This window comes from Streptomyces sp. NPDC101160, assembly GCF_044768205.1.
GTDB lineage: Bacteria > Actinomycetota > Actinomycetes > Streptomycetales > Streptomycetaceae > Streptomyces.
In genome coordinates, this window is record NZ_JBIWPJ010000003.1 from 80,328 (window position 1) to 100,971 (window position 20,644).

Annotated in this window: 23 protein-coding genes; 18 read left to right on the forward strand and 5 right to left on the reverse strand. The window is 73.2% G+C overall.

Translation table 11 applies throughout. The annotated features are described in order from the left end of the window. Positions 1-24 precede the first annotated feature (24 nt). From ACIRSU_RS09830 to ACIRSU_RS09840, 3 genes are all read left to right on the forward strand, one after another. Positions 25-918, forward strand: coding sequence for an SIS domain-containing protein (locus ACIRSU_RS09830; protein WP_403790379.1), 894 nt, complete (start codon positions 25-27; stop codon positions 916-918). Between the two features lie 111 nt (positions 919-1,029). Further along, positions 1,030-1,779: a PIG-L deacetylase family protein gene (locus ACIRSU_RS09835; protein ID WP_403790381.1), complete on the forward strand. Its 750-nt coding sequence runs from the start codon at positions 1,030-1,032 to the stop codon at positions 1,777-1,779. 113 nt (positions 1,780-1,892) lie between these two features. After that, positions 1,893-2,543, forward strand: coding sequence for a LysE family translocator (locus tag ACIRSU_RS09840; RefSeq protein WP_403790383.1), 651 nt, complete (start codon positions 1,893-1,895; stop codon positions 2,541-2,543). Positions 2,544-2,616: 73 nt separating this feature from the next. On the opposite strand, the gene ACIRSU_RS09845 is transcribed toward ACIRSU_RS09840, so the two are convergent. Continuing rightward, positions 2,617-3,393 carry a VOC family protein gene (locus tag ACIRSU_RS09845; protein ID WP_403790385.1) on the reverse strand — a complete coding sequence of 259 codons (777 nt, stop codon included), beginning with the start codon at positions 3,391-3,393 and terminating at the stop codon, positions 2,617-2,619. Positions 3,394-3,626: 233 nt separating this feature from the next. Between ACIRSU_RS09845 and ACIRSU_RS09850 the strand changes: the two genes are divergently transcribed. The 11 genes from ACIRSU_RS09850 (at position 3,627) to ACIRSU_RS09900 (ending at position 13,891) form a co-directional block, all read left to right on the forward strand. Further along, the gene (locus ACIRSU_RS09850) at positions 3,627-4,274 is read left to right on the forward strand and encodes a helix-turn-helix domain-containing protein (RefSeq protein WP_403790387.1); all 648 of its coding nucleotides are present in this window, start codon (positions 3,627-3,629) and stop codon (positions 4,272-4,274) included. Between the two features lie 104 nt (positions 4,275-4,378). After that, positions 4,379-5,347, forward strand: coding sequence for an NADPH:quinone oxidoreductase family protein (locus ACIRSU_RS09855; protein WP_403790389.1), 969 nt, complete (start codon positions 4,379-4,381; stop codon positions 5,345-5,347). After that, complete coding sequence (locus ACIRSU_RS09860; protein WP_403790391.1) at positions 5,344-6,537, forward strand: acyl-CoA dehydrogenase family protein; 1,194 nt, start codon at positions 5,344-5,346, stop codon at positions 6,535-6,537. The genes ACIRSU_RS09855 and ACIRSU_RS09860 overlap by 4 nt, the downstream gene beginning before the upstream one ends. Then, the gene (locus ACIRSU_RS09865) at positions 6,534-7,670 is read left to right on the forward strand and encodes an acyl-CoA dehydrogenase family protein (RefSeq protein ID WP_403790393.1); all 1,137 of its coding nucleotides are present in this window, start codon (positions 6,534-6,536) and stop codon (positions 7,668-7,670) included. Before ACIRSU_RS09860 ends, ACIRSU_RS09865 begins: the two co-directional genes overlap by 4 nt. 89 nt (positions 7,671-7,759) lie before the next feature. Beyond that, positions 7,760-9,358: an ABC transporter substrate-binding protein gene (locus ACIRSU_RS09870; RefSeq protein ID WP_403790395.1), complete on the forward strand. Its 1,599-nt coding sequence runs from the start codon at positions 7,760-7,762 to the stop codon at positions 9,356-9,358. A gap of 53 nt (positions 9,359-9,411) precedes the next feature. Continuing rightward, positions 9,412-10,377: an ABC transporter permease gene (locus tag ACIRSU_RS09875; protein WP_403790397.1), complete on the forward strand. Its 966-nt coding sequence runs from the start codon at positions 9,412-9,414 to the stop codon at positions 10,375-10,377. Beyond that, on the forward strand, positions 10,370-11,206 hold the full coding sequence (locus ACIRSU_RS09880) for an ABC transporter permease (RefSeq protein WP_403790399.1): 837 nt from the start codon (positions 10,370-10,372) through the stop codon (positions 11,204-11,206). Before ACIRSU_RS09875 ends, ACIRSU_RS09880 begins: the two co-directional genes overlap by 8 nt. Continuing rightward, positions 11,203-12,240 (forward strand): ABC transporter ATP-binding protein, encoded by a 1,038-nt coding sequence (locus ACIRSU_RS09885; protein ID WP_403790401.1) that lies wholly within the window; start codon positions 11,203-11,205, stop codon positions 12,238-12,240. The genes ACIRSU_RS09880 and ACIRSU_RS09885 overlap by 4 nt, the downstream gene beginning before the upstream one ends. Then, entirely contained in the window at positions 12,233-13,015 is a 783-nt protein-coding gene (locus ACIRSU_RS09890; RefSeq protein WP_403790403.1) for an ABC transporter ATP-binding protein, read from the forward strand. Before ACIRSU_RS09885 ends, ACIRSU_RS09890 begins: the two co-directional genes overlap by 8 nt. Then, positions 12,972-13,571 (forward strand): hypothetical protein, encoded by a 600-nt coding sequence (locus tag ACIRSU_RS09895; RefSeq protein ID WP_403790405.1) that lies wholly within the window; start codon positions 12,972-12,974, stop codon positions 13,569-13,571. The genes ACIRSU_RS09890 and ACIRSU_RS09895 overlap by 44 nt, the downstream gene beginning before the upstream one ends. Positions 13,572-13,696: 125 nt before the next feature. After that, positions 13,697-13,891 (forward strand): hypothetical protein, encoded by a 195-nt coding sequence (locus tag ACIRSU_RS09900; RefSeq protein WP_403790407.1) that lies wholly within the window; start codon positions 13,697-13,699, stop codon positions 13,889-13,891. A gap of 604 nt (positions 13,892-14,495) precedes the next feature. Here the strand turns inward: ACIRSU_RS09900 and ACIRSU_RS09905 are convergent. The 3 genes from ACIRSU_RS09905 to ACIRSU_RS09915 form a co-directional block, all read right to left on the reverse strand. Then, positions 14,496-15,158 carry an NAD(P)-dependent oxidoreductase gene (locus tag ACIRSU_RS09905; RefSeq protein WP_403790409.1) on the reverse strand — a complete coding sequence of 221 codons (663 nt, stop codon included), beginning with the start codon at positions 15,156-15,158 and terminating at the stop codon, positions 14,496-14,498. 69 nt (positions 15,159-15,227) lie between these two features. Then, a complete protein-coding gene (locus ACIRSU_RS09910) occupies positions 15,228-15,599 on the reverse strand; it encodes a DoxX family protein (protein WP_403790411.1) in 372 nt (123 codons plus the stop codon). Beyond that, a complete protein-coding gene (locus ACIRSU_RS09915) occupies positions 15,596-16,354 on the reverse strand; it encodes a DsbA family protein (RefSeq protein ID WP_403790413.1) in 759 nt (252 codons plus the stop codon). The genes ACIRSU_RS09910 and ACIRSU_RS09915 overlap by 4 nt, the downstream gene beginning before the upstream one ends. 105 nt (positions 16,355-16,459) lie before the next feature. Between ACIRSU_RS09915 and ACIRSU_RS09920 the strand changes: the two genes are divergently transcribed. Next, positions 16,460-16,906: a winged helix-turn-helix transcriptional regulator gene (locus ACIRSU_RS09920; protein WP_403790415.1), complete on the forward strand. Its 447-nt coding sequence runs from the start codon at positions 16,460-16,462 to the stop codon at positions 16,904-16,906. A 196-nt stretch (positions 16,907-17,102) separates the two neighbouring features. Here ACIRSU_RS09920 and ACIRSU_RS09925 read toward each other — a convergent pair whose 3' ends face one another. Then, positions 17,103-18,308: an NADH:flavin oxidoreductase gene (locus ACIRSU_RS09925; protein WP_403790417.1), complete on the reverse strand. Its 1,206-nt coding sequence runs from the start codon at positions 18,306-18,308 to the stop codon at positions 17,103-17,105. A 215-nt stretch (positions 18,309-18,523) separates the two neighbouring features. Between ACIRSU_RS09925 and ACIRSU_RS09930 the strand changes: the two genes are divergently transcribed. The 3 genes from ACIRSU_RS09930 (at position 18,524) to ACIRSU_RS09940 (ending at position 20,620) form a co-directional block, all read left to right on the forward strand. Next, on the forward strand, positions 18,524-19,228 hold the full coding sequence (locus ACIRSU_RS09930; RefSeq protein WP_403790419.1) for a helix-turn-helix domain-containing protein: 705 nt from the start codon (positions 18,524-18,526) through the stop codon (positions 19,226-19,228). A 73-nt stretch (positions 19,229-19,301) separates the two neighbouring features. Then, entirely contained in the window at positions 19,302-20,225 is a 924-nt protein-coding gene (locus tag ACIRSU_RS09935; RefSeq protein ID WP_403790421.1) for a TauD/TfdA dioxygenase family protein, read from the forward strand. Positions 20,226-20,266: 41 nt separating this feature from the next. Continuing rightward, complete coding sequence (locus ACIRSU_RS09940) at positions 20,267-20,620, forward strand: hypothetical protein (protein WP_403790423.1); 354 nt, start codon at positions 20,267-20,269, stop codon at positions 20,618-20,620. The last annotated feature ends 24 nt before the right edge of the window (positions 20,621-20,644 follow it).

Sequence of the window (20,644 nt, forward strand, 5' to 3'; positions counted from 1 at the left end):
TCACCGCGCCGAGAGAGGACGGACATGACCACCCACGTCGACACCGAGATCGCCAGCCAGCCCGACTGCTGGCGGCGCGCCGCCGAACTGGCCGTCGAGCGGGACGGGCTGCTGCCCCGTTCGGGCGAGCGGATCGCCGTCGTCGGCTGCGGCACCTCGTACTTCATCGCCCGCGCCTACGCCGCCCTGCGCGAGTCCCTGGGCGGCGGCGAGACCGACGCCTTCCCGGCCTCCGACCCGACCCCGCTCGGCCGCGGCTACGACCGGATCGTCGCGCTCACCCGCTCCGGCACCACCACCGAGGTCGCCGAGCTGCTCGCCCGGGCCTCGGGCCGGATCCCGACCCTCGCCCTCACCGGCGTCCCGGACAGCCCGGCCGGGCACCACGCCGACGCCGTCCTCGACCTGTCCTTCGCCGACGAACGCTCCGTCGTCCAGACCCGGTTCGCCACCACCGCGCTGCAGCTCCTGCGCGCCGCGCTCGGCGTGGACCTCGGCCCGTCGATCGCGGACGCCGAACTCGCCCTGTACGAACCGCTGCCCGCCGCGTGGGAGCGGCAGGGCCAGTTCACCTTCCTCGGCACCGGCTGGACCGTCGGCCTCGCCGACGAGGCCGCGCTCAAGCTCCGCGAGGCGGCCCGCGCCTGGACGGAGTCGTACCCGGCGATGGAGTACCGGCACGGGCCCATCAGCATCAGCGACCCCGGCAGCCTGGTGTGGTGCTTCGGCCCCGTCCCGCCCGGTCTCACCGACGAGGTCAACGCCACCGGCGCCCAGTTCGTCGCCGACGCCGTCGACCCGGTCGCCGCGCTCGTCCGCGCCCAGCGCCTCGCGGTCGCCCTCGCCGGCCGCCGCGGACTCAACCCCGACCGCCCGCGCAACCTCACCCGCTCGGTGATCCTCGCCGGCGCGCGCTGAACCCGGGCGCACCGAACCCGGATGCGCTGAACCCGGTGCGCGCTGAACCCGGTGCGCGATGAACGGGTCTGCGGCGCAGGGAGGTTGGGCACCGCCCCGTATCCTGCGCGCATGAACGACACGCAACTCGCAGAGATGCCCACCGACTGGCAGCGCGCCCTCGCCGTCGTCGCCCACCCCGACGACCTGGAGTACGGCTGCGCCGCCGCCGTCGCGGGCTGGACGGACGCCGGCAAGGAGGTCGGCTACGTCCTCGCCACCCGCGGCGAGGCGGGCATCGACTCCCTCGCCCCGGCGGCCTGCCGCCAGGTGCGCGAGCGGGAGCAGCAGGACAGCGCGGCCGTGGTGGGCGTGACGACCGTGGAGTTCCTCGACCACGAGGACGGCATGATCGAGTACGGGCTCGGGCTGCGCCGCGACATCGCCGCCGCGATCCGCCGCCACCGGCCCGAACTCGTCATCACCCTCAACCACCGCGACACCTGGGGCCCGGGCCCCGGCGGCTTCTGGAACACCCCCGACCACCGCGCCGTCGGCCGTGCCACCCTCGACGCGGCGGCGGACGCGGGCAACCGCTGGATCTTCCCCGAACTCGTCGAGCAGGGCCTCGAACCCTGGAACGGCGTCCGCTGGGTCGCCGTCGCCGGCTCCACCACCCCCACCCACGCCGTCGACGCCCGCCCCGGACTCGACCGCGCCGTCCGCTCCCTGCTCGCCCACCGCGCCTACATCGAGGCCCTCACCGACCAGTCCCCGGAGGAGTACGTCCGCGCCTTCGTCACCGAGTCCACCTCGCGCGCCGCCGCCCGCTTCGGCGACCGCCCGGCGGTGGCCTTCGAGGTCTTCCCCCGCCAGGGCTAGGACCGCCGCGAGGGCGGGTCCCGGTCGTCACGAGCAGCGGAATCAGTTCCGCTGATGCGCGGTGCAGCAAACCTCGTTGGACGTGATCGCGGCAGCCGCTTCAGGATGGCCGCATGACCATCTCCTCTGCGATCGCCTCCTTCGCCGTGGTGGCGGGCATGATGACGATCATGCCGGGCCTCGACACCGCTCTGGTGCTGCGCTCCGCCATCACCCTGGGCCGGCGCCGGGCCTTCGCCACGGCGCTGGGGATCCTCAGCGGCGTGCTCGTGTGGGGCGTGGCCGCCGCGGTCGGTGCCTCGGCGGTGCTCACCGCGTCCCATCTGCTGTACGACGTGCTGCGCGTGGCCGGCGCCGGGTACCTGGCGTGGCTGGGGTTCGGCATGATCCGCCGGACGCTCCGGGAGCGCGGCCGGGCCGTGCCGGGGGAGGCGGCCGACGCGCCGGGACAGACCGCGGAGGCGACATGGGCGCGGTCCTGGGCGCGCGGGCTCGGCACCAGCCTGCTGAACCCGAAGAACGGCGTCTTCTACATGGCGATGCTGCCGCAGTTCATCCCCAGTGGCGCCCCGCACCTGCTGATGGGGATCGTCCTCGCGGCCGTGCACGACCTGGAGGGGCTGGTCTGGTTCAGCGCGCTGATCTTCGGCACGCAGCTCGTCCGCCGGTGGCTGAACCGCGGCTCGGTGCGGCGGGCCATCGACGCGGTCACCGGCACGGTACTCGTCGGCTTCGGCGTCAGGCTGGCACTCGGGGGCGAGTGACCGCCGGGACCGGACGACGAAGGGCAGCGGGGAGGTGCGCCGGCGCACCTCCCCGCTCCGTCCTGTCGTCGGCTCACATGTCGGGGGAGGGCTTCAGGACCGCGAAGGGTGCCCCGAACGGGTCCGCGAACCAGCCGATGCGGCCGACGTTCGGCACGTCCGCGGGCGCCATCAGGACCGAGCCGCCGTTCTCCTGCACCGTCGCCGAGGTCGCGTCCGCGTCCTCCACCATGAAGTACGGGATCCAGCGCGACTTGTCCGCGCCTGGCTGCAGCGGGGCCGCGCCGCCGAACGAGGTGTCCTTCAGGTCGCCCTCGGCCGTCGAGATCACCCGGTACGTCATGCCGGGCGCCTCCATCTCCTCCCAGCGCCAGCCGAACAGCCCCTGGTAGAAGCCGAGCGTGGCCTCCGGGTCCGGCACGTGCAGCTCGGCCCAGAGCAGGGTGTTGGGCGAGGAGGTGCGCTCCAGGCCCTTCACCGTGCCGGGCTGCCAGACGGCGAACTCGGCACCGGCCGGGTCGGTCAGCGCCGCCATCCGCCCGGCGTCCATCACGTCCATGGCGGCCATCCTGACCGTGCCGCCGCCCTGCTCCGTCGCCCGGGCGGTCGCCTCGGCGTCCGGGGTCTCGAAGTAGACGGTCCAGGCGCTGCTCGCGCCCTCACCGAGCGGCCCGAGGGCGGCGACCGTCTTGCCGTCCTGCTGGAAGAAGCCGTAGCCGCCCGCGTCGGGGCCGGCCGAGGCGAAGTTCCAGCCGAAGACGCGGCCGTAGAACTCGGCGGCGGCGTTGATGTCGGGGCTGCCGAGGTCCAGCCAGTCGGGTGAGCCCTTGGTGAAGTCCGTACCGAGCATGGGGTGTGTCCCGTCCTTCCGGGTGGGGAGGCCGTGTCGTGACGGCGGATGGCCGGGTTCCGGCCACCATGGCCGATCCTCGCCCTCACCCGCGCCCCGCGCAGCCCTGGCGCCCCGGTTTCATCCGCACGGCCCAGCCCACCGCCCGTCAGACGCCCGTGCCGGCCGCCGCCCGCACCTTGCGGGAGGCGGCTCGGTTGACAAAGAAAGTTGCCGTTTCTGCAATAGGGAAGGTGACTGATGAAGACCGCGAAGCCCGTGACGACCGCATCGACGGCGTGCTCAGCGAGGTCGGCCCCCGGCTCCGCCGGATCCGCCGCGAGCGCGGCGCGACCCTGGCCGAGCTCTCCGCCTCCACCGGCATTTCGGTGAGCACCCTCTCCCGTCTGGAGTCCGGGCGGCGCAAGCCCAGTCTGGAGCTGCTGCTGCCGATCGCCCGGGCCCACCAGGTCCCGCTCGACGAGCTGGTGGGGGCGCCGCCGGTGGGCGATCCGCGGGTGCGGGCGAAGCCGATCGTCCGGGCCGGCCGCACCCTGTACCCGCTCACCCGGCAGCCCGGCGGCCTCCAGGCGTACAAGATGGTCCAGGAGCCCGGGGCCGAGGTGCCCGACCCCCGGGTGCACGAGGGATACGAGTGGCTGTACGTGCTCTCCGGGCGGCTGCGGCTCGTTCTCGGCGAGCACGACGTGGTGCTCGGGCCCGGCGAGGCGGCCGAGTTCGACACCCGCGTCCCGCACTGGTTCGGGCCGGCGGGGGAGCGGCGGGTGGAGTTCCTGAGCCTGTTCGGGCCGCAGGGCGAGCGCATGCACGTACGGGCGCGCCCCAGGAGCCGTCAGAGCTCCCAGGGGTCCCAGGGCTCACGGAGTCCCAAGAAGTCCTGAGCGCCTGGTTCCGTTGAGCCAAGCGACCGCTTAGTATGCGCTCACCGCCGCGGCACCGACCGCGCGGTACGGAACGGATCACGAAGGCAGCTGGAGGCGTCCGCATGCAGGCATGGCGAGTGCACGAGAACGGCGAGCCCGGCGAGGTGATGCAGCGCGACGACACCGACCGGCCCGTGCCCGGTCCCGGCCAGGTGCTCCTGAAGGTCCGCGCCACCGGCCTCAACTTCCCCGACGCGCTGCTCTGCCGCGGGCAGTACCAGGTGCGGCCCCCGCTGCCCTTCACCCCCGGCGTCGAGATCTGCGCCGAGACCGAGGACGGGCGCCGGGTCATCGCCACCCCGGCCCTCCCCCACGGCGGCCTCGCCGAGTACGCCGTCGCCGACGAGGCGGCGCTGCTCCCGGCTCCCGAGGCGCTCGACGACGCCGAGGCCGCCGCCCTCCACATCGGCTACCAGACCGGCTGGTTCGGCCTGCACCGCAGGGCCGCCCTGAAGGAGGGCGAGACGCTGCTCGTGCACGCCGCCGCGGGCGGGGTCGGCAGCGCCGCCGTCCAGCTCGGCAAGGCGGCCGGCGCCACCGTCATCGGTGTCGTCGGCGGCGCGGACAAGGCCGCCGTCGCCCGCGAACTCGGCTGCGACACGGTCGTCGACCGGCACGCCGAGGACGTCGTCGCCGCCGTCAAGGAGGCCACCGGCGGCCGCGGCGCCGACGTGATCTACGACCCGGTGGGCGGCGCCGCCTACCAGCAGTCCGCCAAGCTCGTCGCCTTCGAGGGCCGGATCGTGGTCGTCGGCTTCGCCAGCGGCACCATCCCCGCCCCCGCCCTCAACCACGCCCTCGTGAAGAACTACTCGATCGTGGGCCTCCACTGGGGCCTCTACAACCTCAAGGACCCGGCCGCCGTACTGCGCTGCCACGAGACCCTCACCGCACTCGCCGCCAAGGGCCTGATCAAGCCGTACGTGAGCGAGCGCGTCCCCTTCGCGGCCGCCGCCGACGCGGTGCAGCGGCTCGCCGAGGGCCGCACCACCGGCCGGCTCGTCGTCCTCCCGGAAGGAACCCGCGCATGACGGCACACCGCCCCGACGCCGCCGAACTCCGCGAACGCACCCGCCGGTTGCTCGCCGAGCACCCGCCGGCCACCACCGACCGCACCGACTTCCTGCGCGCCCGCTTCGACGCCGGACTCGCCTGGGTGCACTACCCGGCCGGCCTCGGCGGACTCGACGCCCCGCGCGCCCTGCAGGCCGTCGTCGACGCCGAACTCGCCGCCGTCGGCGCCCCCGACAACGACCCCCGCCGGATCGGCATCGGCCTCGGCATGGCCGCCCCTACCCTCCTCGCGTACGGCTCCGACGAGGTCAAGGAGCGCTTCCTGAAGCCGCTGTGGGTCGGCGAGGAGGTGTGGTGCCAGCTCTTCAGCGAGCCCGGCGCCGGCTCCGACCTCGCGGCCCTCGGCACCCGCGCCGTGCGCGACGGCGACACGTGGGTGGTCAACGGGCAGAAGGTGTGGACCTCCAGCGCCCATGTGGCCCGCTGGGCCATCCTCATCGCCCGCACCGACCCCGAGCTGCCCAAGCACCGCGGCATCACCTACTTCGTGTGCGACATGACCGACCCGGGCGTCGAGGTCAGGCCGCTGCGCCAGATCACCGGCGAGGCCGAGTTCAACGAGGTCTTCCTCACCGACGTCCGCATCCCCGACGCCCACCGTCTCGGTGACGTCGGCGACGGCTGGCGGGTCGCCCAGACCACCCTCATGAACGAGCGCGTCTCCATCGGCGGCGCCTGTATCCCGCGCGAGGGCGGCATGATCGGCAAGGCCGCCGGCACCTGGCGCGCCCGCCCCGAGCTGCGCACTCACGACCTGCACCGCCGGCTGCTCGACCTGTGGGTCGACGCCGAGGTCGCCCGGCTCACCGGCGAGCGGCTGCGCCAGCAGCTCGTCGCCGGCCAGCCCGGACCCGAGGGCAGCGCCATGAAGCTCGGCTTCGCCCGGCTGAACCAGGCCATCAGCGCACTCGAGGTCGAACTCCTCGGCGACGAGGGCCTGTTGTACGGCGAGTGGGCGATGGTCCGGCCCGACCTGGTCGACTTCACCGGCCGTGACGCCGGCTACCGCTATCTGCGCGCCAAGGGCAACTCGATCGAGGGCGGCACGACCGAGGTGCTGCTCAACATCGTGGCCGAGCGGGTCCTCGGCCTGCCCCCGGAGCCGCGCAACGACAAGGACGTCGCCTGGAAGGACCTCGCCCGATGACCGAGACACCCGAGACGCCCGAGACGATCCGGCCGGCCTCCGCCGAGCCGGACCTGCTCTACTCCGAGGCGGAGGAGGACCTGCGCGCCGCCGTCCGCTCGCTGCTCGCCGACCGGGCCGACGCGCAGACGCTGCTCGGCCGCGTCGAGCAGCCGAGCCCGTACCTCCCCGGCCTGTGGGACGCCCTCGCGGGCGGCATCGGCGCCGCCGGGCTGCTCGTTCCCGAGAAGCTGGGCGGTCAGGGCGCGAGCCACCGCGAGGCCGCCGTGGTCCTGGAGGAGCTGGGCCGGGCGGTGACCCCGGCCCCGTACCTCACCAGCGCCGTCGTGGCGACCGAGACCCTGCTCGCGCTGGGCGCCGAGTCGGGTGCGGGGACCGGCCCCGTCGCCGAGCTGCTCGGCGCGCTCGCCGGCGGAGAGACGGTCGCGGTCCTCGCCGTGCCGCTCTCCACCGCGCCGGGCGCCGACCCGGTGACCGACGGGCCCGTGCCCGCCGTCGCGGACGCGGCCGCCGCCGACGTCCTCCTCGTGCCGCGCGCCGACGGCCTGTACGCCGTCCCGGCGGCGGACGCGCGGATCACCCCGCAGGTCCCGCTGGACCTCACCCGGCCGCTCGCCGTCGTCGACGCGCGGGGCGCCGGGGGCACCCGGCTCGCCGCCGCGGACTCCGCCCGCGCGGCCGTGCGGCGCGGCCTGCTCGCGGGCGCCGGACTGCTCGCCTCCGAGCAGCTCGGGATCGCCGAGTGGTGTCTGGAGGAGACCGTCCGGCACACGAAGGAGCGCCACCAGTTCAACCGCCCGATCGGTTCCTTCCAGGCCCTCAAGCACCGGATGGCCCAGCTCTGGCTGGAACTCGTCGGCGCCAGGGCGGCGGCCCGCGCCGCCGCCGACGCGCTCGCGACCGGCGCCGCCGACGCCGAACTGACCGTGGCCGTCGCCCAGGCGTACTGCTCCAAGGTCGCCGTGCACGCCGCCGAGGAGTGCGTCCAGCTGCACGGCGGCATCGGGATGACCTGGGAGCACCCCGCGCACCTGGCCCTCAAGCGCGCCAAGTCGGACCGGACGGCGCTGGGTTCGGCCGGCCGGCACCAGGACGTGATCGCGGAGCTGATGGACCTGCCCGCACCGCGGTAAGGGGCCACCTACGTCCGCACTCCTCTACATGCTGTTTAATTGCAAGCTGTTTGCAATAACAGTTGATCTTCAAGAGGGGTGTGGACGTCTTGGCCGCCCGTACGATCCGCCGCGCGACCGCCGCGATACTGACCGGGGCCGTGGCCCTCACCGCGGCGGCCTGCTCGACCCCGGGCGGTGGCGCCGCGGGCGCCGCCGGACCCAAGGACTCCGCGGTCGTCGGCATCGCCTACGAACCCGAGACCCTCAGTCCGCTCCTCGGCTACGGCAAGGACGGCAACTCCAAGATCTTCGACGGGCTGCTCGCCTTCGACGCGGACATGAAGCTCAAGCCCGCCCTCGCCGCCGCGCTGCCGACGATCAGCGCCGACGGCCTCACGTACACCTACCGGCTCCGCGAGGGCGTGCGGTTCAGCGACGGCCGGCCCTTCACCGCGAAGGACGTCGTCTTCACGTACACGACGATCCTCGACCCGAAGACCAACAACCCCTCCCGCACCGAGCTCGACGCCCTGCGGAGCGTCCGGGCCGTCGGCGACGACACCGTCGTCTTCACCCTCAAGTACCCCTATGCGCCCTTCGCCGAGCGCACCGTCCTCGCCATCGCCCCCGAGCACATCGCGGGCCGGCAGGACGTCAACACCGGCCCGTTCACCACCAGGCCCGTCGGCACCGGCCCGTACGTCCTCACCGGCTGGTCCAGGGGCGAGAAGCTCACCTTCACCGCCAACGAGCACTACTGGGGCGGCGCGCCGGCCGTGAAGCGGTTCACCATGGCCGTCGTCAAGGACGACGACGTCCGCGCCACCCGGCTGCGCGCCGGCGACCTCGACGCCGCCATCCTGCCGCCCGCCCTCGCCGCCGGGTTCAAGGGCGACAAGGCCCGGCGGACGTACACGGCGACGACGTACGACTACCGCACCGTCACCCTGCCCAGCCACAACCGGGTCGCCGGCGATCCCGCGATCCGGCGCGCCCTCGACCTCGCCGTCGACCGGCAGGCCATGGTCGACCGGATCCTCGACGGCGCCGGCAAGCCCGCCTACGGCCCCGTCCCCACCGACAGCCCCTGGTTCGCCAAGGGCACCGAACGCCGCCACGACCTCGCCGGCGCCCGGAAGATCCTCGACAAGGCCGGCTGGAAGCCCGGCCCCGACGGCGTCCGTGTGAAGAACGGAGTCCGCGCCGCCTTCCCGCTCTGGTACCTCTCCGGCGACAAGCTCCGTCAGGACCACGCCCTCGCCTACGCCTCCGACGCCAAGAAGGCCGGCATCGCCCTCACCACCCAGGCCGGCACCTGGGAGGTCATCGAACCCCGCATGAGGACCGACGCCGTCCTCGCCGGCGGAGGCTCGCCCGGCGACCCCGACTTCGACCAGTACCTGCTGCTCAAGTCCTCCGTGGCCGGCGACGGTTTCAACAACATGGCCTCGTACGCCAGTCCGGTCGTCGACCGCGCCCTGGAGGACGGCCGCCGCACCGACGACCCCGCCGAGCGCCGCGCCGCGTACGACACCATCCAGCGCGAACTGGTCAAGAACCCCGGCTACACCTTCCTCACCCACGTCGACCACGTCTACGTCGTCGCCGACCGCTGGGACGGGCTCTCCACCCAGGTCGAGCCGCACGAGCACGGCCTCGGCTCCGGGCCCTGGTGGAACGTCGAGGACTGGAAGCCGAAGAAGTGAGCCCTGCCCATCCTCGCCGCGCCCTTCCGCTCCGTGACCTTCCGCTCCGGGCCATGGCCCGGATGACGGGACGGCGCGCCCTCGCCGCCGTCCCCGTCCTCCTCGCCGTCACCCTCGCGGTCTTCGCCGTCGCCGCCGCCTCGCCCTTCGACCCCGTCAAGGCCTACGCCGGCACCGCCGGACTCACCGCCTCGCAGGCCGACCTCGACCGGCTCCGCGCCAACCTCGGCGCCGACCGGCCCTGGTTCACCCGCTGGTGGGACTGGGTCGGCCACGCGATACGCGGCGATCTCGGCGACTCCACCGTCATGCGGCAGCCCGTCGCCGACGTCGTCGCCGAACGCCTCGGCTGGTCCGTGCTGCTCGCCGCCACCGCCTTCCTCCTCGCCGTCACCCTCGGCACCGCCCTCGGCGTCCTCGCCGGCCGCCGCCGCGGCGGCCCGATCGACCGGGCCGTCAGCTCCGCCGCGTACACCCTCGAAGCCGCCCCCGCCTTCTGGCTCGGCCTGCTCGCCGTCTGGTTCTTCGCCCTCCGGCTCGGCGTGCTCCCGGCCGGCGGACTCACCGACACCGCCAGCGACACCGTCACCGCCGGCCAGGTCGCCACCCACCTGGTGCTGCCCGCACTCGTCCTCGGCGCCTCCCAACTGCCCTGGTTCTTCCTGTACGTGAGACAGGGCGTCGGCGACGCCCTGGCAGAGGACCCGGTGCGCGGCGCCCGCGCCCGCGGCCTCGCCGAACGCACCGTCCTCACCGGCCACGCCCTGCGCTCCGGCCTGCTCCCGGTGCTCACCCTCGTCGGCTCCCGCGTGCCCGAACTGATCACCGGAGCCCTTCTCGTGGAGACCGTCTTCAGCTGGCCCGGCATCGCCGCCGCCACGGTCCAGGCCGCCGTCTCCGTCGACTTCCCGCTGCTCGCCGCGCTCACCGTGCTCGCCACCGCCGCCGTGCTGCTCGGCAACCTCCTCTCCGACCTGCTGTACGGGCTCGCCGACCCCCGGGTGGGCTTCGATGGCTGACCCGCGCACCCGCCGCCTCCGGCTGTGGACCTCCGCCCTGACCACCGGCGGCCTCGCCCTCGCCGTCCTCCTCGTGCCGCCGCTCGTCCCGCTCGACGAACAGGCCGTCGACCTGGGGCGAAAGCTCCTGCCACCCTCCGGGGAGCACCCCTTCGGCACCGACGACCTCGGCCGCGACCTGCTGCTCCGATGCGTCTACGGGCTGCGCGTCTCGCTGCTCGTCGGCCTGGTCGCCGCCCTCGCCGCCACCGTCGTCGGCACCACGGTGGGCGCGGCGGCCTGCGCGCTCGGCGGCCGCACCGACCGGCTCGTCATGCGGGTCGTCGACGGCTTCTCGTCCGTGCCGCACCTGCTGCTCGGCATCTTCGTCGTCGCCATGTTCCGGCCCGGAGTCTGGCCGGTCATCGCCTCCGTGGCGCTCACCCACTGGCTGTCCACCGCCCGGATCGTCCGCTCCGAACTCCTCTCGCTGCGCTCCCGGCCCTTCGTCGACGCCGCGATCTCCGGCGGCGCGTCCAGGTGGCGGATCGCCGTCCGGCACCTGCTGCCCGCCGTGCTGCCGCAGGCCGGACTCGCCGCCGTACTGATGGTCCCGCACGCGATGTGGCACGAGTCCGCCCTCTCCTTCCTCGGCCTCGGCCTCCCCAGCCACCAGGCCAGCCTCGGCAACCTGGTCCAGAACGCCCGCTCCTCCCTCCTCGCCGGCGCCTGGTGGCCCACCCTCTTCCCCGGCCTCCTCCTGATCGTCCCGACCCTCGCCCTGGCCGGCCTCGCCGGTGCCTGGCGCGACCGGCTCAACCCGCGCCGCCGCTCGGAGCTGATGCTGTGAACGAGCAGATCCTGCGCGCCCTGGACTCCGTCACCGCCGAGCGCGCCCACGACGCCGTCCTCGGCGTCCGCGACCTCACCGTCCGCTTCCGTCTCCGCGGCGGCCGCACCGTCGCCGCCGTGACCGACGCAGCCTTCGACCTCGCACCGGGCGAGTGCCTCGCCCTCGTCGGTGAAAGCGGCTGCGGCAAGTCGGTCCTGGCCTCGGCCCTGCTCGGCCTGCTGCCGCGCAACGCGGAGACGGAGGGCACGGCGTGGCTGGCGGGCGAGACACCCCCCGGGGACGGAAGAGGCGCCCTCGACCTGCTCGCCGCCGACGAGCGCACCCTCGCCCGCGTCGTACGCGGACGCCGCATCGGACTCGTACCGCAGAGCCCCGCCGCGCACCTCACGCCCGTACGGACCGTGCGCGCGCACCTGGCGGAGACCGTCCGGACGCTGACCGGCACCCCGCGGCGGGCGCGGCGGGCGGCGGCCGAGGCGGCGGCCGAGCGGGCCGCGTTTCCCGTGGGGCACCTCGACCGGTATCCGCACGAGCTGTCCGGCGGGCTCGCGCAGCGCGCGGCGACCGCGCTCGCGCTCATCGGCGACGCGCCGGTGCTGCTCGCCGACGAGCCGACCACCGGCCTCGACCGGGAACTGGTCGACCGGACCGCCGACGAACTGCGCCGGCACGTCGACACCGGCAAGGCGCTGCTGCTCATCACGCACGATCTGGCGGCGGCCCGGCGGGTGGCCGACCGGGTGGCCGTGATGTACGCGGGGCGGATCGTCGAGATCGCCCCGGCCGCGCGCTTCTTCGGCCGGCCCGGCCCCCGGCACCCGTACGCCCGCGGTCTCCTGAACGCCCTGCCCGAGCGGGAGTTCACCCCGATACCCGGGCTGCCGCCCGAACTGTCGAGGCTGCCCGAGGGCTGCGCCTTCGCCCCGCGCTGCGCCCGCGCGACCGGCGCGTGCGAAGTCCGCCCGGACCTCCGCGCCGGCGTCGCCTGCCACCACCCCCACCAGGACGCGGAAGGAGCCGACCGTGCTTGAACTGCACGCCGTGACCGCCGGATACGCCCGCCGCACCCCGGTGTTCCGCTCCGCCGGGCTCACCGTCGCGCCCGGCGAGGCCGTCGGACTGCTCGGCCCCAGCGGCTGCGGCAAGTCCACCCTGGCCCGGGTCGCCGCGCTGCTGCACCGGCCCGACGCGGGCCGGGTGGTGCTCGACGGCACCGAGGTACGCGCCTGGCGGCACCGCGCCCCGCGCGAGCTGCGCACCGCCGTCGGGGTCGTCTTCCAGCAGCCGCGGCTCGCCGCCGACCCGCGCCTGCGGCTCGCCGACCTGATCGCCGAACCACTGCGCGCGACCGGTCGCCGCGCCGCGGTCCCCGAACGCCTCGCCGCCCTCGCGCCCGCCGTCGGCCTCACCGACGACCTGCTCAACCGCCGCCCCCACGAGGTCAGCGACGGCCAGCTCCAGCGCGCCTGCCTGGCCCGCGCCCTGGTGCTGCGGCCGCGCTGGCTGATCTGCGACGAGATGACGGCGATGCTCGACGCCTCGACCACGGCCGCCCTGGTCGCCGCCGTCGAGACCTACCGGGCCGACACCGGCGCGGGTCTGCTCGCCGTCGGCCACGACCGGGTGCTCCTGGAGCGCTGGTGCGACCGTACGGTCGAGTGGGCCGCCTGCCTGGACCCTGGTGAACGGGGGACGGCCGGGAGACAATCGCGCCATGACCAGCCCCTGGACGCCCCTGCCCGACGCCCATCCCCTCGGTGGCATGCGCCCCTTCCTGGAGGCGGGGGAGTCGATTCTCGGCCATGAGCCGGCCGGCGGGTACGAGGACCGGTGCTGGGTGCTGCACACGATCCACGACGGAGCGCGGCGCGTGCGCTGGCGCGAGGTCCTGGCGGGCGCGGGCCGACGCCTGGAGGACTGGCCGCACACGCCCTCGTACCTCGTCCTCGCCGGCATCGACGGCCGCGAGGACCACGAAGGACCGTCGGCCGGGGAGATCGACCGCGACTGCCTCGCGCGCCTCGTGACACTCCTCGCCCGGCACAGCGCCGAAGGGCCGGACACCCCGTGCTACGCGGCGCAGGCCGCCATCGAGGACGCCGGCGCGCCCGTCCCGGCCCGGCACGGGCGTCTCGGCGACGCCCTCGCGCACCACGACTTCTGCTCCGGCCGGGGCGGCGGATGGGGGCAGTTCCCGGCCAACTGGTGGGCCGCCGACGGCTCCTGGTTCGTGCTGACCGACTGGGACCTGAGCGCCACCGAGGTCTTCGGCGGTGCCGCGCTCGTCGCCGCGCTGCTGGCCGACGACGAACTGGAGGCCGTCCGCATGCCGAGCATCGCGGAGGCCCTGGCCCGGGCCTGAGGAACGGCCGGGTCCGGAACTTCACCCGGATGGCCGCCCCGCCATACCGCCGTCCGGATCGTCCCTTCCGTCACACTGTCCGCCGAACGCCGCAATTCCGGTGCGGCGCAAGGAGGGTGAGCGCGATGGCCATTTCCGTTTCCGTGGTGCTGCTTCTGCTGATCCTGGCGGTGATCTTTCTCCGCAACGGCGGCCTGAAGTTCTCCCACGCCCTGGTCTGCGCGCTGCTCGGCTTCTTCCTGGCCGGCACCAACATGGCCCCCACCATCCAGAACGGGGTCGCGGCCACGGCGAACGTGGTGTCCAGCTTCCGGCCGTGAGCAGGTCGTGAGCCGGCTGTGGAACCCGCCGTCCACGGAAACGTTTCATGATCGTGAAGTGCCCGTGAAACAGGCGGCGTTGCCATGCACTTCTCACGCACTCGGGCCCAGCGTCGGCCGCCGGCGCGACCTTCGAACGGACCGAGGACCGCATTGACCACCCGCCCCCCCCCAGGCGGACGGCCCGCGCACTCGCGCTGACCGCCGCGCTGGGCGCGACCCTGCTCGCGCTCGCCGGACCGGTCGCCCACGCCGGCGAGACACCGCTCGCCCCCGGGCCCCGGCTGGTGGCGCAGTACGACGGCGCGCCCGCCACCGCGCGGCCCGTGCAAACGGGCGGGCCGAAGTGATCCTGGGGGGTGCGGCGGCACTGGACGGCGTCGCGTGTTCGTCGATGGGCTTGCCGGTGGCTTTGTTGGTCGCCGTGTAGCGGGCGAGGACGACGACGTTCGTGTAGACCGTCGCCTCGGCGACGCCGAGGCCTGGGGCTGGTCATCGTGAGGTGGATCTTGGCTTCGGAGCGTGGGGGCAGGGTTTCGTAGTCGCGGATGTCTCCTCGGGCTTTCGGGGGTGTTCTGGTTGTTCAACAGGGGTTCGGGGTGGGTCAGCCGCGGGCGTTCCACACCAGCGGCGCGCTGCGGATCCAGGTCTCCTCGTCGACGGCGTCGAGGAGGAAGCGAGCGAGGTCGGCCCGGTTGATCCAGCGCCCGGGGGCGGTGGTGCCGGGGTCGGCGGCGCGCAGGGGTCCGGTGGCGGGCTTGTCGGTGAGGGCGACGGCGCGGGCGAGGGTCCAGTCGGTGTCGGAGGCGCGCACGACCTGGTCGACGCCGGTGTGGTCGGTGAAGCCGACCTTGATGTTCGACAGGTTGATGAACGCCTTCACCAGCGGGTTGAGGCGGGTCCAGTCGTCGCCGGCGCCCTGTGAGGAGGTCAGGACGATCCGGCGGATGCCCTGTTCGGCCATGACGGTCAGGGTGTTGCGGGTAGCGTCGGTCATGAACATCGGCGGGCTGACCGGCTTGGCCCAGGGGTTGTCGGAGGCGCGGGCGTTGTTCAACACGCTGATCACCGCCTGGGTGCCCTGGGCGGCCCGGCGGATGTCGTCGATGTTCGCGGGCGTGCCCTGGATCAGCTCGATGCCGGCCGGGGCGTGGACGGCGGAGGGATCGCGGACGAGGGCGCGGACACGGTGGCCGCGTTCGGCGGCCTGCGCCAGGACGTGGATGCCGGTGCGGCCACTGCCGCCGAGGACGAGCAGGTCGGTCATGGGAAGTCATCGCCTTTCATGGGCAAAGGGCCGGGCGGCGGGAGCCGGCCGGAGATGGATTCGGAAGGATCAGAAGGAGTACGGGCCGAAGCGGCCCCAGGCCACCACGACGACCAGGGCCAGCAGCACGGCGTTCATACCGATCGCGCTGTACTCCCGGCGGCGGAGGTGGAAGGTGCCGGCGAGCGCCATCACCACCGCGAGGCCGACGGCGGCGAGCGGGGTGAGGACCACCGCGATGCCGGTGGCGGCGGGCAGGACGAGGCCGAGTGCGGCGGCCAGTTCGACCGCCCCGATCAGCCGCACCGTGCCCGGGGCGAGGTCCTTGGTGTAGGGAAGAGTGCCGGCGAGCTTGTGGATCGGCTGGGTCGTCTTCATGGCGCCGGCCATCGCGAACACGGCGGCCAGCAGCCCCTGCAGTACCCACAGCAGGACGTTCATCGGACTCCTCGGTTCTGGATCACGGGGGCTATGGGGGGATTCAGCCGTGCGGGGACGGCGCAGCCGTCCGGGCCGCAGGCCGGGGCGTCACCGCCACCGGCGACGGGGGTGAGGGGGTGGGTGTCGTCCCAAGCGGTGCGGAGCAGGTCGAGCAGGGTGTCGCTGTCCTGGGCGCCGGGGACGCCGTAGCGGCCGTCGACGACGATGAACGGGGCACCGGTCGCGCCGAGGCGCTGAGCGCGGGTCGCGTCGTCGCGGACCTGTTCGCGGTAGCGGCGCTGGGCGAGGGCCTGTCGGGTCTGCTCGAGGTCCAGGCCCAGGGTGTCGGCGAGGGCGAGCAGGTCGTCCGGGGAGAAGACGGGCTCGGCCTTGCCGAAGTAGGTGTCGAAGATCGCGTCCCACGCTTCGCGGTTCTTGCCCTGGGCGGAGGCGTGGGCGAGGAACTCGTGGGCCAGGTCGGTGTTGCCGACCTGGTTGTCCAGCACCCGGTAGGGGCTCAGTCCCTCGGCCGCGGCCAGTGCCTCGATCCGCCGGGTCGACGCCTCGGCCTGACCGCCGCCCACACCGTGCCGTCGCAGCAGAGCCTCGCGGACGGAGAAGGTGCGGTCCTCGGGGAAGCTGCTGCTGAGCGGGAACGAGTGGTGGACCACCTCCACCTCGCCCGCGTGCTCGAACCGCTCCACGGCCTGCTGCAGGCGGTGATGGCCCAGCCCGCACCAGGGGCACGTCACCTCGGACCAGATGTCCACCTTCACCGCGCGCCTCCAATTCTTACGACTTGTTCGTAACGCCATGGTGGACCAGTATGGAAGGCGGTACAAAAGGCACATCCGTGTGCGTGCCGGAGAGGAATGTGCGTCATGGAACAGACCCGCGAAGCGAAGGCGGCCGGCGGGACGGAGGTGGTCGGGGCGGCGGCGATCGGGCCGTGCGCGGCGATCCCCGCCGAGCACATGACCTTCATCCGCGAGGTCCTGGACCGCGTCGGCGACAAGTGGAGCCTGCTGCTGATCGCCGTCCTGGAGCCGGGCCCGCTGCGCTACACCGACCTGCAACGCCAAGTCCCCGGGATCTCCCAGCGCATGCTCACTCTCACCCTGCGCCAACTCCAGCAGGACGGCCTGATCTCCCGCACCGCCTACGCCGAAGTGCCCCCGCGCGTCGAGTACACCCTGACCCCGCTCGGCCGTGGCCTCCACGAGATCGCCACGTCCCTGGTCGGCTGGGCCGCCGCCCACCACGACGAGATCCGTGAGAACCGGGCCCGCGCGACCTCAGCGCAGCCGAGTACGACCGCACGCGCCTGAGCGACCAGAGACCGTCACCGACGGTAGCGAAACACGCGGCCACCCGACTCCCCATCGGTGGCCGGGGTTGGAGGGTTCCCTCCGAAGAAGGGATCCCGGCGGGGGAAGCGCGTGGTGACAGCCGTAGGCACGGCTACGCAACGTAGGGCAGGGCCCGGCCCGCCGTCATCGGCTGGAAGACGACGCGGAGGGCGGGTCAGCGCCTCGGAGCGGGCTCCGGGGACACGAGGACGCAGCGGGTTCCGCTGTAGATGGTGGGCATGCAGCGGTTGCAGTGGATGCAGAGGGACGTGCTGCTGGTTCCGGCCTTGTAGCGGTTGACCAGGTCGGGCTCGCGCAGCAGGGCACGGCCCATGGCCACGAAGTCGAAGCCCTCGGCCATGGCCCGCCGTGCGGTGGCGAGTTCGGCGATGCCGCCGAGCAGGATCAGTGGCAGGTCCAGTGCGGCGCGGAACTGGCGGGCCGAGTCCAGCAGGTACGCCTCCTGGTAGGGGTACTCGATCAAGAAGCGTCCGCCCAGCGCCCGTACGCCGAGGCGCTGGGGCCGCGGAAAGGTGGCCGCGAACTCCCGGAGCGGTGCCTCGCCGCGGAAGAGGTACATCGGGTTGAGCAGGGAGCTGCCGGCGGTGAGCTCCAGCGCGTCGACCGTGCCGTCGTCCTGGAGCCATCGGGCGAGTTGCAGGCTCTCGTCCAGCCAGATGCCTCCGGGTACGCCGTCGTCCATGTTCAGCTTGGCGGTGACGGCGATGCTGTCGCCGACCGCGTCGCGCACCGCGCGGGCGGCCTCACGAGCGACTGCGGCACGGTTGGCAAGGCTGCCGCCGTACCGGTCCCGGCGCCGGTTCAGCCTGGGGCTGAGGAACGCGCTGGCGAAGTAATTGTGCCCGAGGTGGATCTCCACGGCGTCGAAGCCGGACGCGACGGCCAGCTTCGCGGCCTCGCCGTGCGCCTGGACGATCCGGGTGATGTCCGCCTCGGTGGCCGCCCTGGTCGTTCTCATTCCGAGTGGGCTGAAACGGCGGGAGGGGGCGAGCGCCGGGCTGCGGTTGGAAGCGGCGTTCGCCACCGGTCCCGCGTGGCCGATCTGGGCCGACACCGCGGCGCCTTCGGCGTGTACGGCGTCTGTCAGGCGGCGCAGGCCTGGTACGGCTTCGGGGCGCATCCAGATCTGGCGACGCTCCGTGCGGCCCTCGGGGGCCACTGCCAGATAGGCGACGGTGGTCATGCCCACCCCGCCGGCCGCGGGTCTGCGGTGGTACTCGATCAGCTGATCCGTTACCAGCGCGTCCGGGGTGGCGCCTTCGAAGGTCGCTGCCTTGACGATGCGGTTGCGCAGCGTCAGGGGGCCGAGCTTCGCCGGAGCGAGGACGTCGGGGACGTCGTGAGGCACCGATGTGGCCATGAGACATCCTTTCTGGCGCGCAGGCGGCGGAGTGGATCCCGCACCGAGCGTGCCGTGCCGGGCAGTCGTGTCGTGCAGGAGAGCACAGTCCTCCTGCACTTTCAATCACGCGTGAAAAAAGCGTACTTGGCCTCCCTTGTGAACGCGTCTCGCTCTCGGAAATGACTTATCCATCGCACTTCCCTTGTTAACGCAGTTGCGTTAGCTTCCGATTCATGGACAGCCAGAGCGTGTCGACCAAGCTCTCCCTGATCGCGACCGCCGAGCGCCTCTTCGCGGAGCACGGGATCAACGCGGTCTCCCTGCGGAAGATCGCCGTGGATGCCGGCCAGCGCAACGACAACGCGGTCACCTACCACTTCGGCTCCAAGCAGGGCCTGGTGGACGCGATCCTCGAGCATCGGCAGGTGCCGATCGACGCGCGCCGCCTGGCCCTGATCGGCGCATTCGACCGCGAAGGGCGCGGTGACGAGCCGTACGCGATCGCCGAGGCGTTCGCTCGGCCCCTGGTCGAACTTCTGGTCGGCGCGCCAACGGGCAGCTGGTACCTGCGGTTCTGTGTGCAGGCTGCCTACACCGCGCACTCCGATGTCGCCACGCTGACGCTGAGGGACCTGGAAGCACGTCCGGGGACGCACGGTCTGGCGGTGCTGCGCGAGCGCGCCTGTCGGGTGCTGTGCGACCTCTTGCCGGAGCCGCTGGTCGCCCAGCGGTGGTGGCATTTCACAGGCTTCGTCGCCCACGCGCTCGCCGATCTCGAAGGCCGCCGATCCACCGGCGAGTCCCGTGACCTGGGCTCCACGGAGCTGTTCGTCGCCGGTCTGCTCGACTCGGCCGCCGCAGTCCTCACGGCACCGTGCCGCCCCTCGACCGCGCGACTGGCGTGGGCCGAGGCCGGCTCGGCCGTCAGCGGAGGCTGAATCCGCGCGGACCGCGTTCCCCGGCCCGGAGTCTCCTGCCCCGTGCCCACATCCGTCACAGGAAGGAACCGCCATGAGCCACCCCGTGTCCGCAACCGAACGCCCCGTCTTCGACAACGGCGTATCGGCCGTGCCCGTCCGCGAACTCAGCCCCACCGGGGACTTCAGTCCCAGCGCACCGTACGAGCTGTTCGCGCTCGCTCCCTGCAGTCCGACCATCGGCGCCGAGATCTCCGGCGTCGACCTGACCCGCCCCCTCACGCCGGAGCTGCACCAGGAGCTGCACCGTGCACTCCTCGAGTGGAAGGTGCTCTTCTTCCGCGACCAGCACCTGACGTCGCACCAGCACCTCGACTTCGCGCGCTGGTGGGGCACCCCGGAGATCCATCCGTTCCTGCCCAAGGCCGACCTGCCCGAGGTGGTCCGGCTCTCCCGCGGTGCCGACTCCCCGGCCGTGGAGAACGTGTGGCACTCCGACGTCTCCTTCGACACCGCGCCGCCCATGGGGTCCGTCCTGCGCGCCGTGCAGGTGCCCGAGGTGGGAGGCGACACGCTGTGGGCGGACATGGCCGCCGCCTACGACGGCCTGCCCGACGCGACCAAGGCGCGGCTGGACGGGCTGCGTGCCGTTCACGACTTCAGCCAGTCGTTCGGCAAGCAGCTCAGCGCCGAGGACCTCGCACGCGCGCAGCAGAAGTACCCGCCGGTGGTACACCCCGTGGTTCGGACCCTTCCCGAGTCCGGCCGCAAGCTCATCTACGTCAACCGGATCTTCACCAGCCACATCGAGGGACTGGCACCGGCGGAGAGCCGCGAGCTCCTGGACCTCCTCTTCGACCAGGCCCGCCACCCCGAGTACCAGTGCCGCCTGCGCTGGCGCCCGGGCACCATCGCCTTCTGGGACAACCGCGCCACCCAGCACTACGCCAACGGCGACTACTACCCCCGCACCCGCGTCATGGAGCGGGTGACCATCATCGGAGACCGCCCCGAGTGATCCGCTCGGAACAACGGCGCCGACATGATCGCGGAATCCATGTGATCTTCTGGCTCGCCGGTCTCTACTTCGGCTGGCGTTGGGCGCATGCATCCGGTGCGGCGTGGCAGCACGCCCTGCAACTGCTGTGCATCATGCTCGCTGCCATGAGCGCGATGCGCCTCATACAAAGGTGGCGCATTCGATCCGGCAAGGGCGAGGGCGCCTTCGGGAGACTCCCTCTGTACGCCCTCGCCCTCGCCAAGCTCGCCCTCGTCGCTTCGGCGCTCGCCGTCGAGTACCTGTTGCAGCGCTGGATTTCCCCGGAGGTGGCGAGGACCCTCGCCGGTGTCGGGCTGGGGGTGGCCTTCGCCGTCGTCGGACTTGTCCTGCACCGGCGTCACAACGGTCCGTGACCCGGCGGAACTCGCCACGGACGC

Coding starts and splice junctions, on each gene's coding strand:
- ACIRSU_RS09865 (WP_403790393.1), top strand. CDS start 6,534: ATGACCGAGACACCCGAGACGCCCGAGACGATCCGGCCGGCCTCCGCC.
- ACIRSU_RS09880 (WP_403790399.1), top strand. CDS start 10,370: ATGGCTGACCCGCGCACCCGCCGCCTCCGGCTGTGGACCTCCGCCCTG.
- ACIRSU_RS09930 (WP_403790419.1), top strand. CDS start 18,524: ATGGACAGCCAGAGCGTGTCGACCAAGCTCTCCCTGATCGCGACCGCC.
- ACIRSU_RS09920 (WP_403790415.1), top strand. CDS start 16,460: ATGGAACAGACCCGCGAAGCGAAGGCGGCCGGCGGGACGGAGGTGGTC.
- ACIRSU_RS09855 (WP_403790389.1), top strand. CDS start 4,379: ATGCAGGCATGGCGAGTGCACGAGAACGGCGAGCCCGGCGAGGTGATG.
- ACIRSU_RS09835 (WP_403790381.1), top strand. CDS start 1,030: ATGAACGACACGCAACTCGCAGAGATGCCCACCGACTGGCAGCGCGCC.
- ACIRSU_RS09840 (WP_403790383.1), top strand. CDS start 1,893: ATGACCATCTCCTCTGCGATCGCCTCCTTCGCCGTGGTGGCGGGCATG.
- ACIRSU_RS09935 (WP_403790421.1), top strand. CDS start 19,302: ATGAGCCACCCCGTGTCCGCAACCGAACGCCCCGTCTTCGACAACGGC.
- ACIRSU_RS09900 (WP_403790407.1), top strand. CDS start 13,697: ATGGCCATTTCCGTTTCCGTGGTGCTGCTTCTGCTGATCCTGGCGGTG.
- ACIRSU_RS09895 (WP_403790405.1), top strand. CDS start 12,972: ATGCGCCCCTTCCTGGAGGCGGGGGAGTCGATTCTCGGCCATGAGCCG.
- ACIRSU_RS09875 (WP_403790397.1), top strand. CDS start 9,412: ATGGCCCGGATGACGGGACGGCGCGCCCTCGCCGCCGTCCCCGTCCTC.
- ACIRSU_RS09910 (WP_403790411.1), bottom strand. CDS start 15,599: ATGAACGTCCTGCTGTGGGTACTGCAGGGGCTGCTGGCCGCCGTGTTC.
- ACIRSU_RS09905 (WP_403790409.1), bottom strand. CDS start 15,158: ATGACCGACCTGCTCGTCCTCGGCGGCAGTGGCCGCACCGGCATCCAC.
- ACIRSU_RS09845 (WP_403790385.1), bottom strand. CDS start 3,393: ATGCTCGGTACGGACTTCACCAAGGGCTCACCCGACTGGCTGGACCTC.
- ACIRSU_RS09860 (WP_403790391.1), top strand. CDS start 5,344: ATGACGGCACACCGCCCCGACGCCGCCGAACTCCGCGAACGCACCCGC.
- ACIRSU_RS09925 (WP_403790417.1), bottom strand. CDS start 18,308: ATGGCCACATCGGTGCCTCACGACGTCCCCGACGTCCTCGCTCCGGCG.
- ACIRSU_RS09830 (WP_403790379.1), top strand. CDS start 25: ATGACCACCCACGTCGACACCGAGATCGCCAGCCAGCCCGACTGCTGG.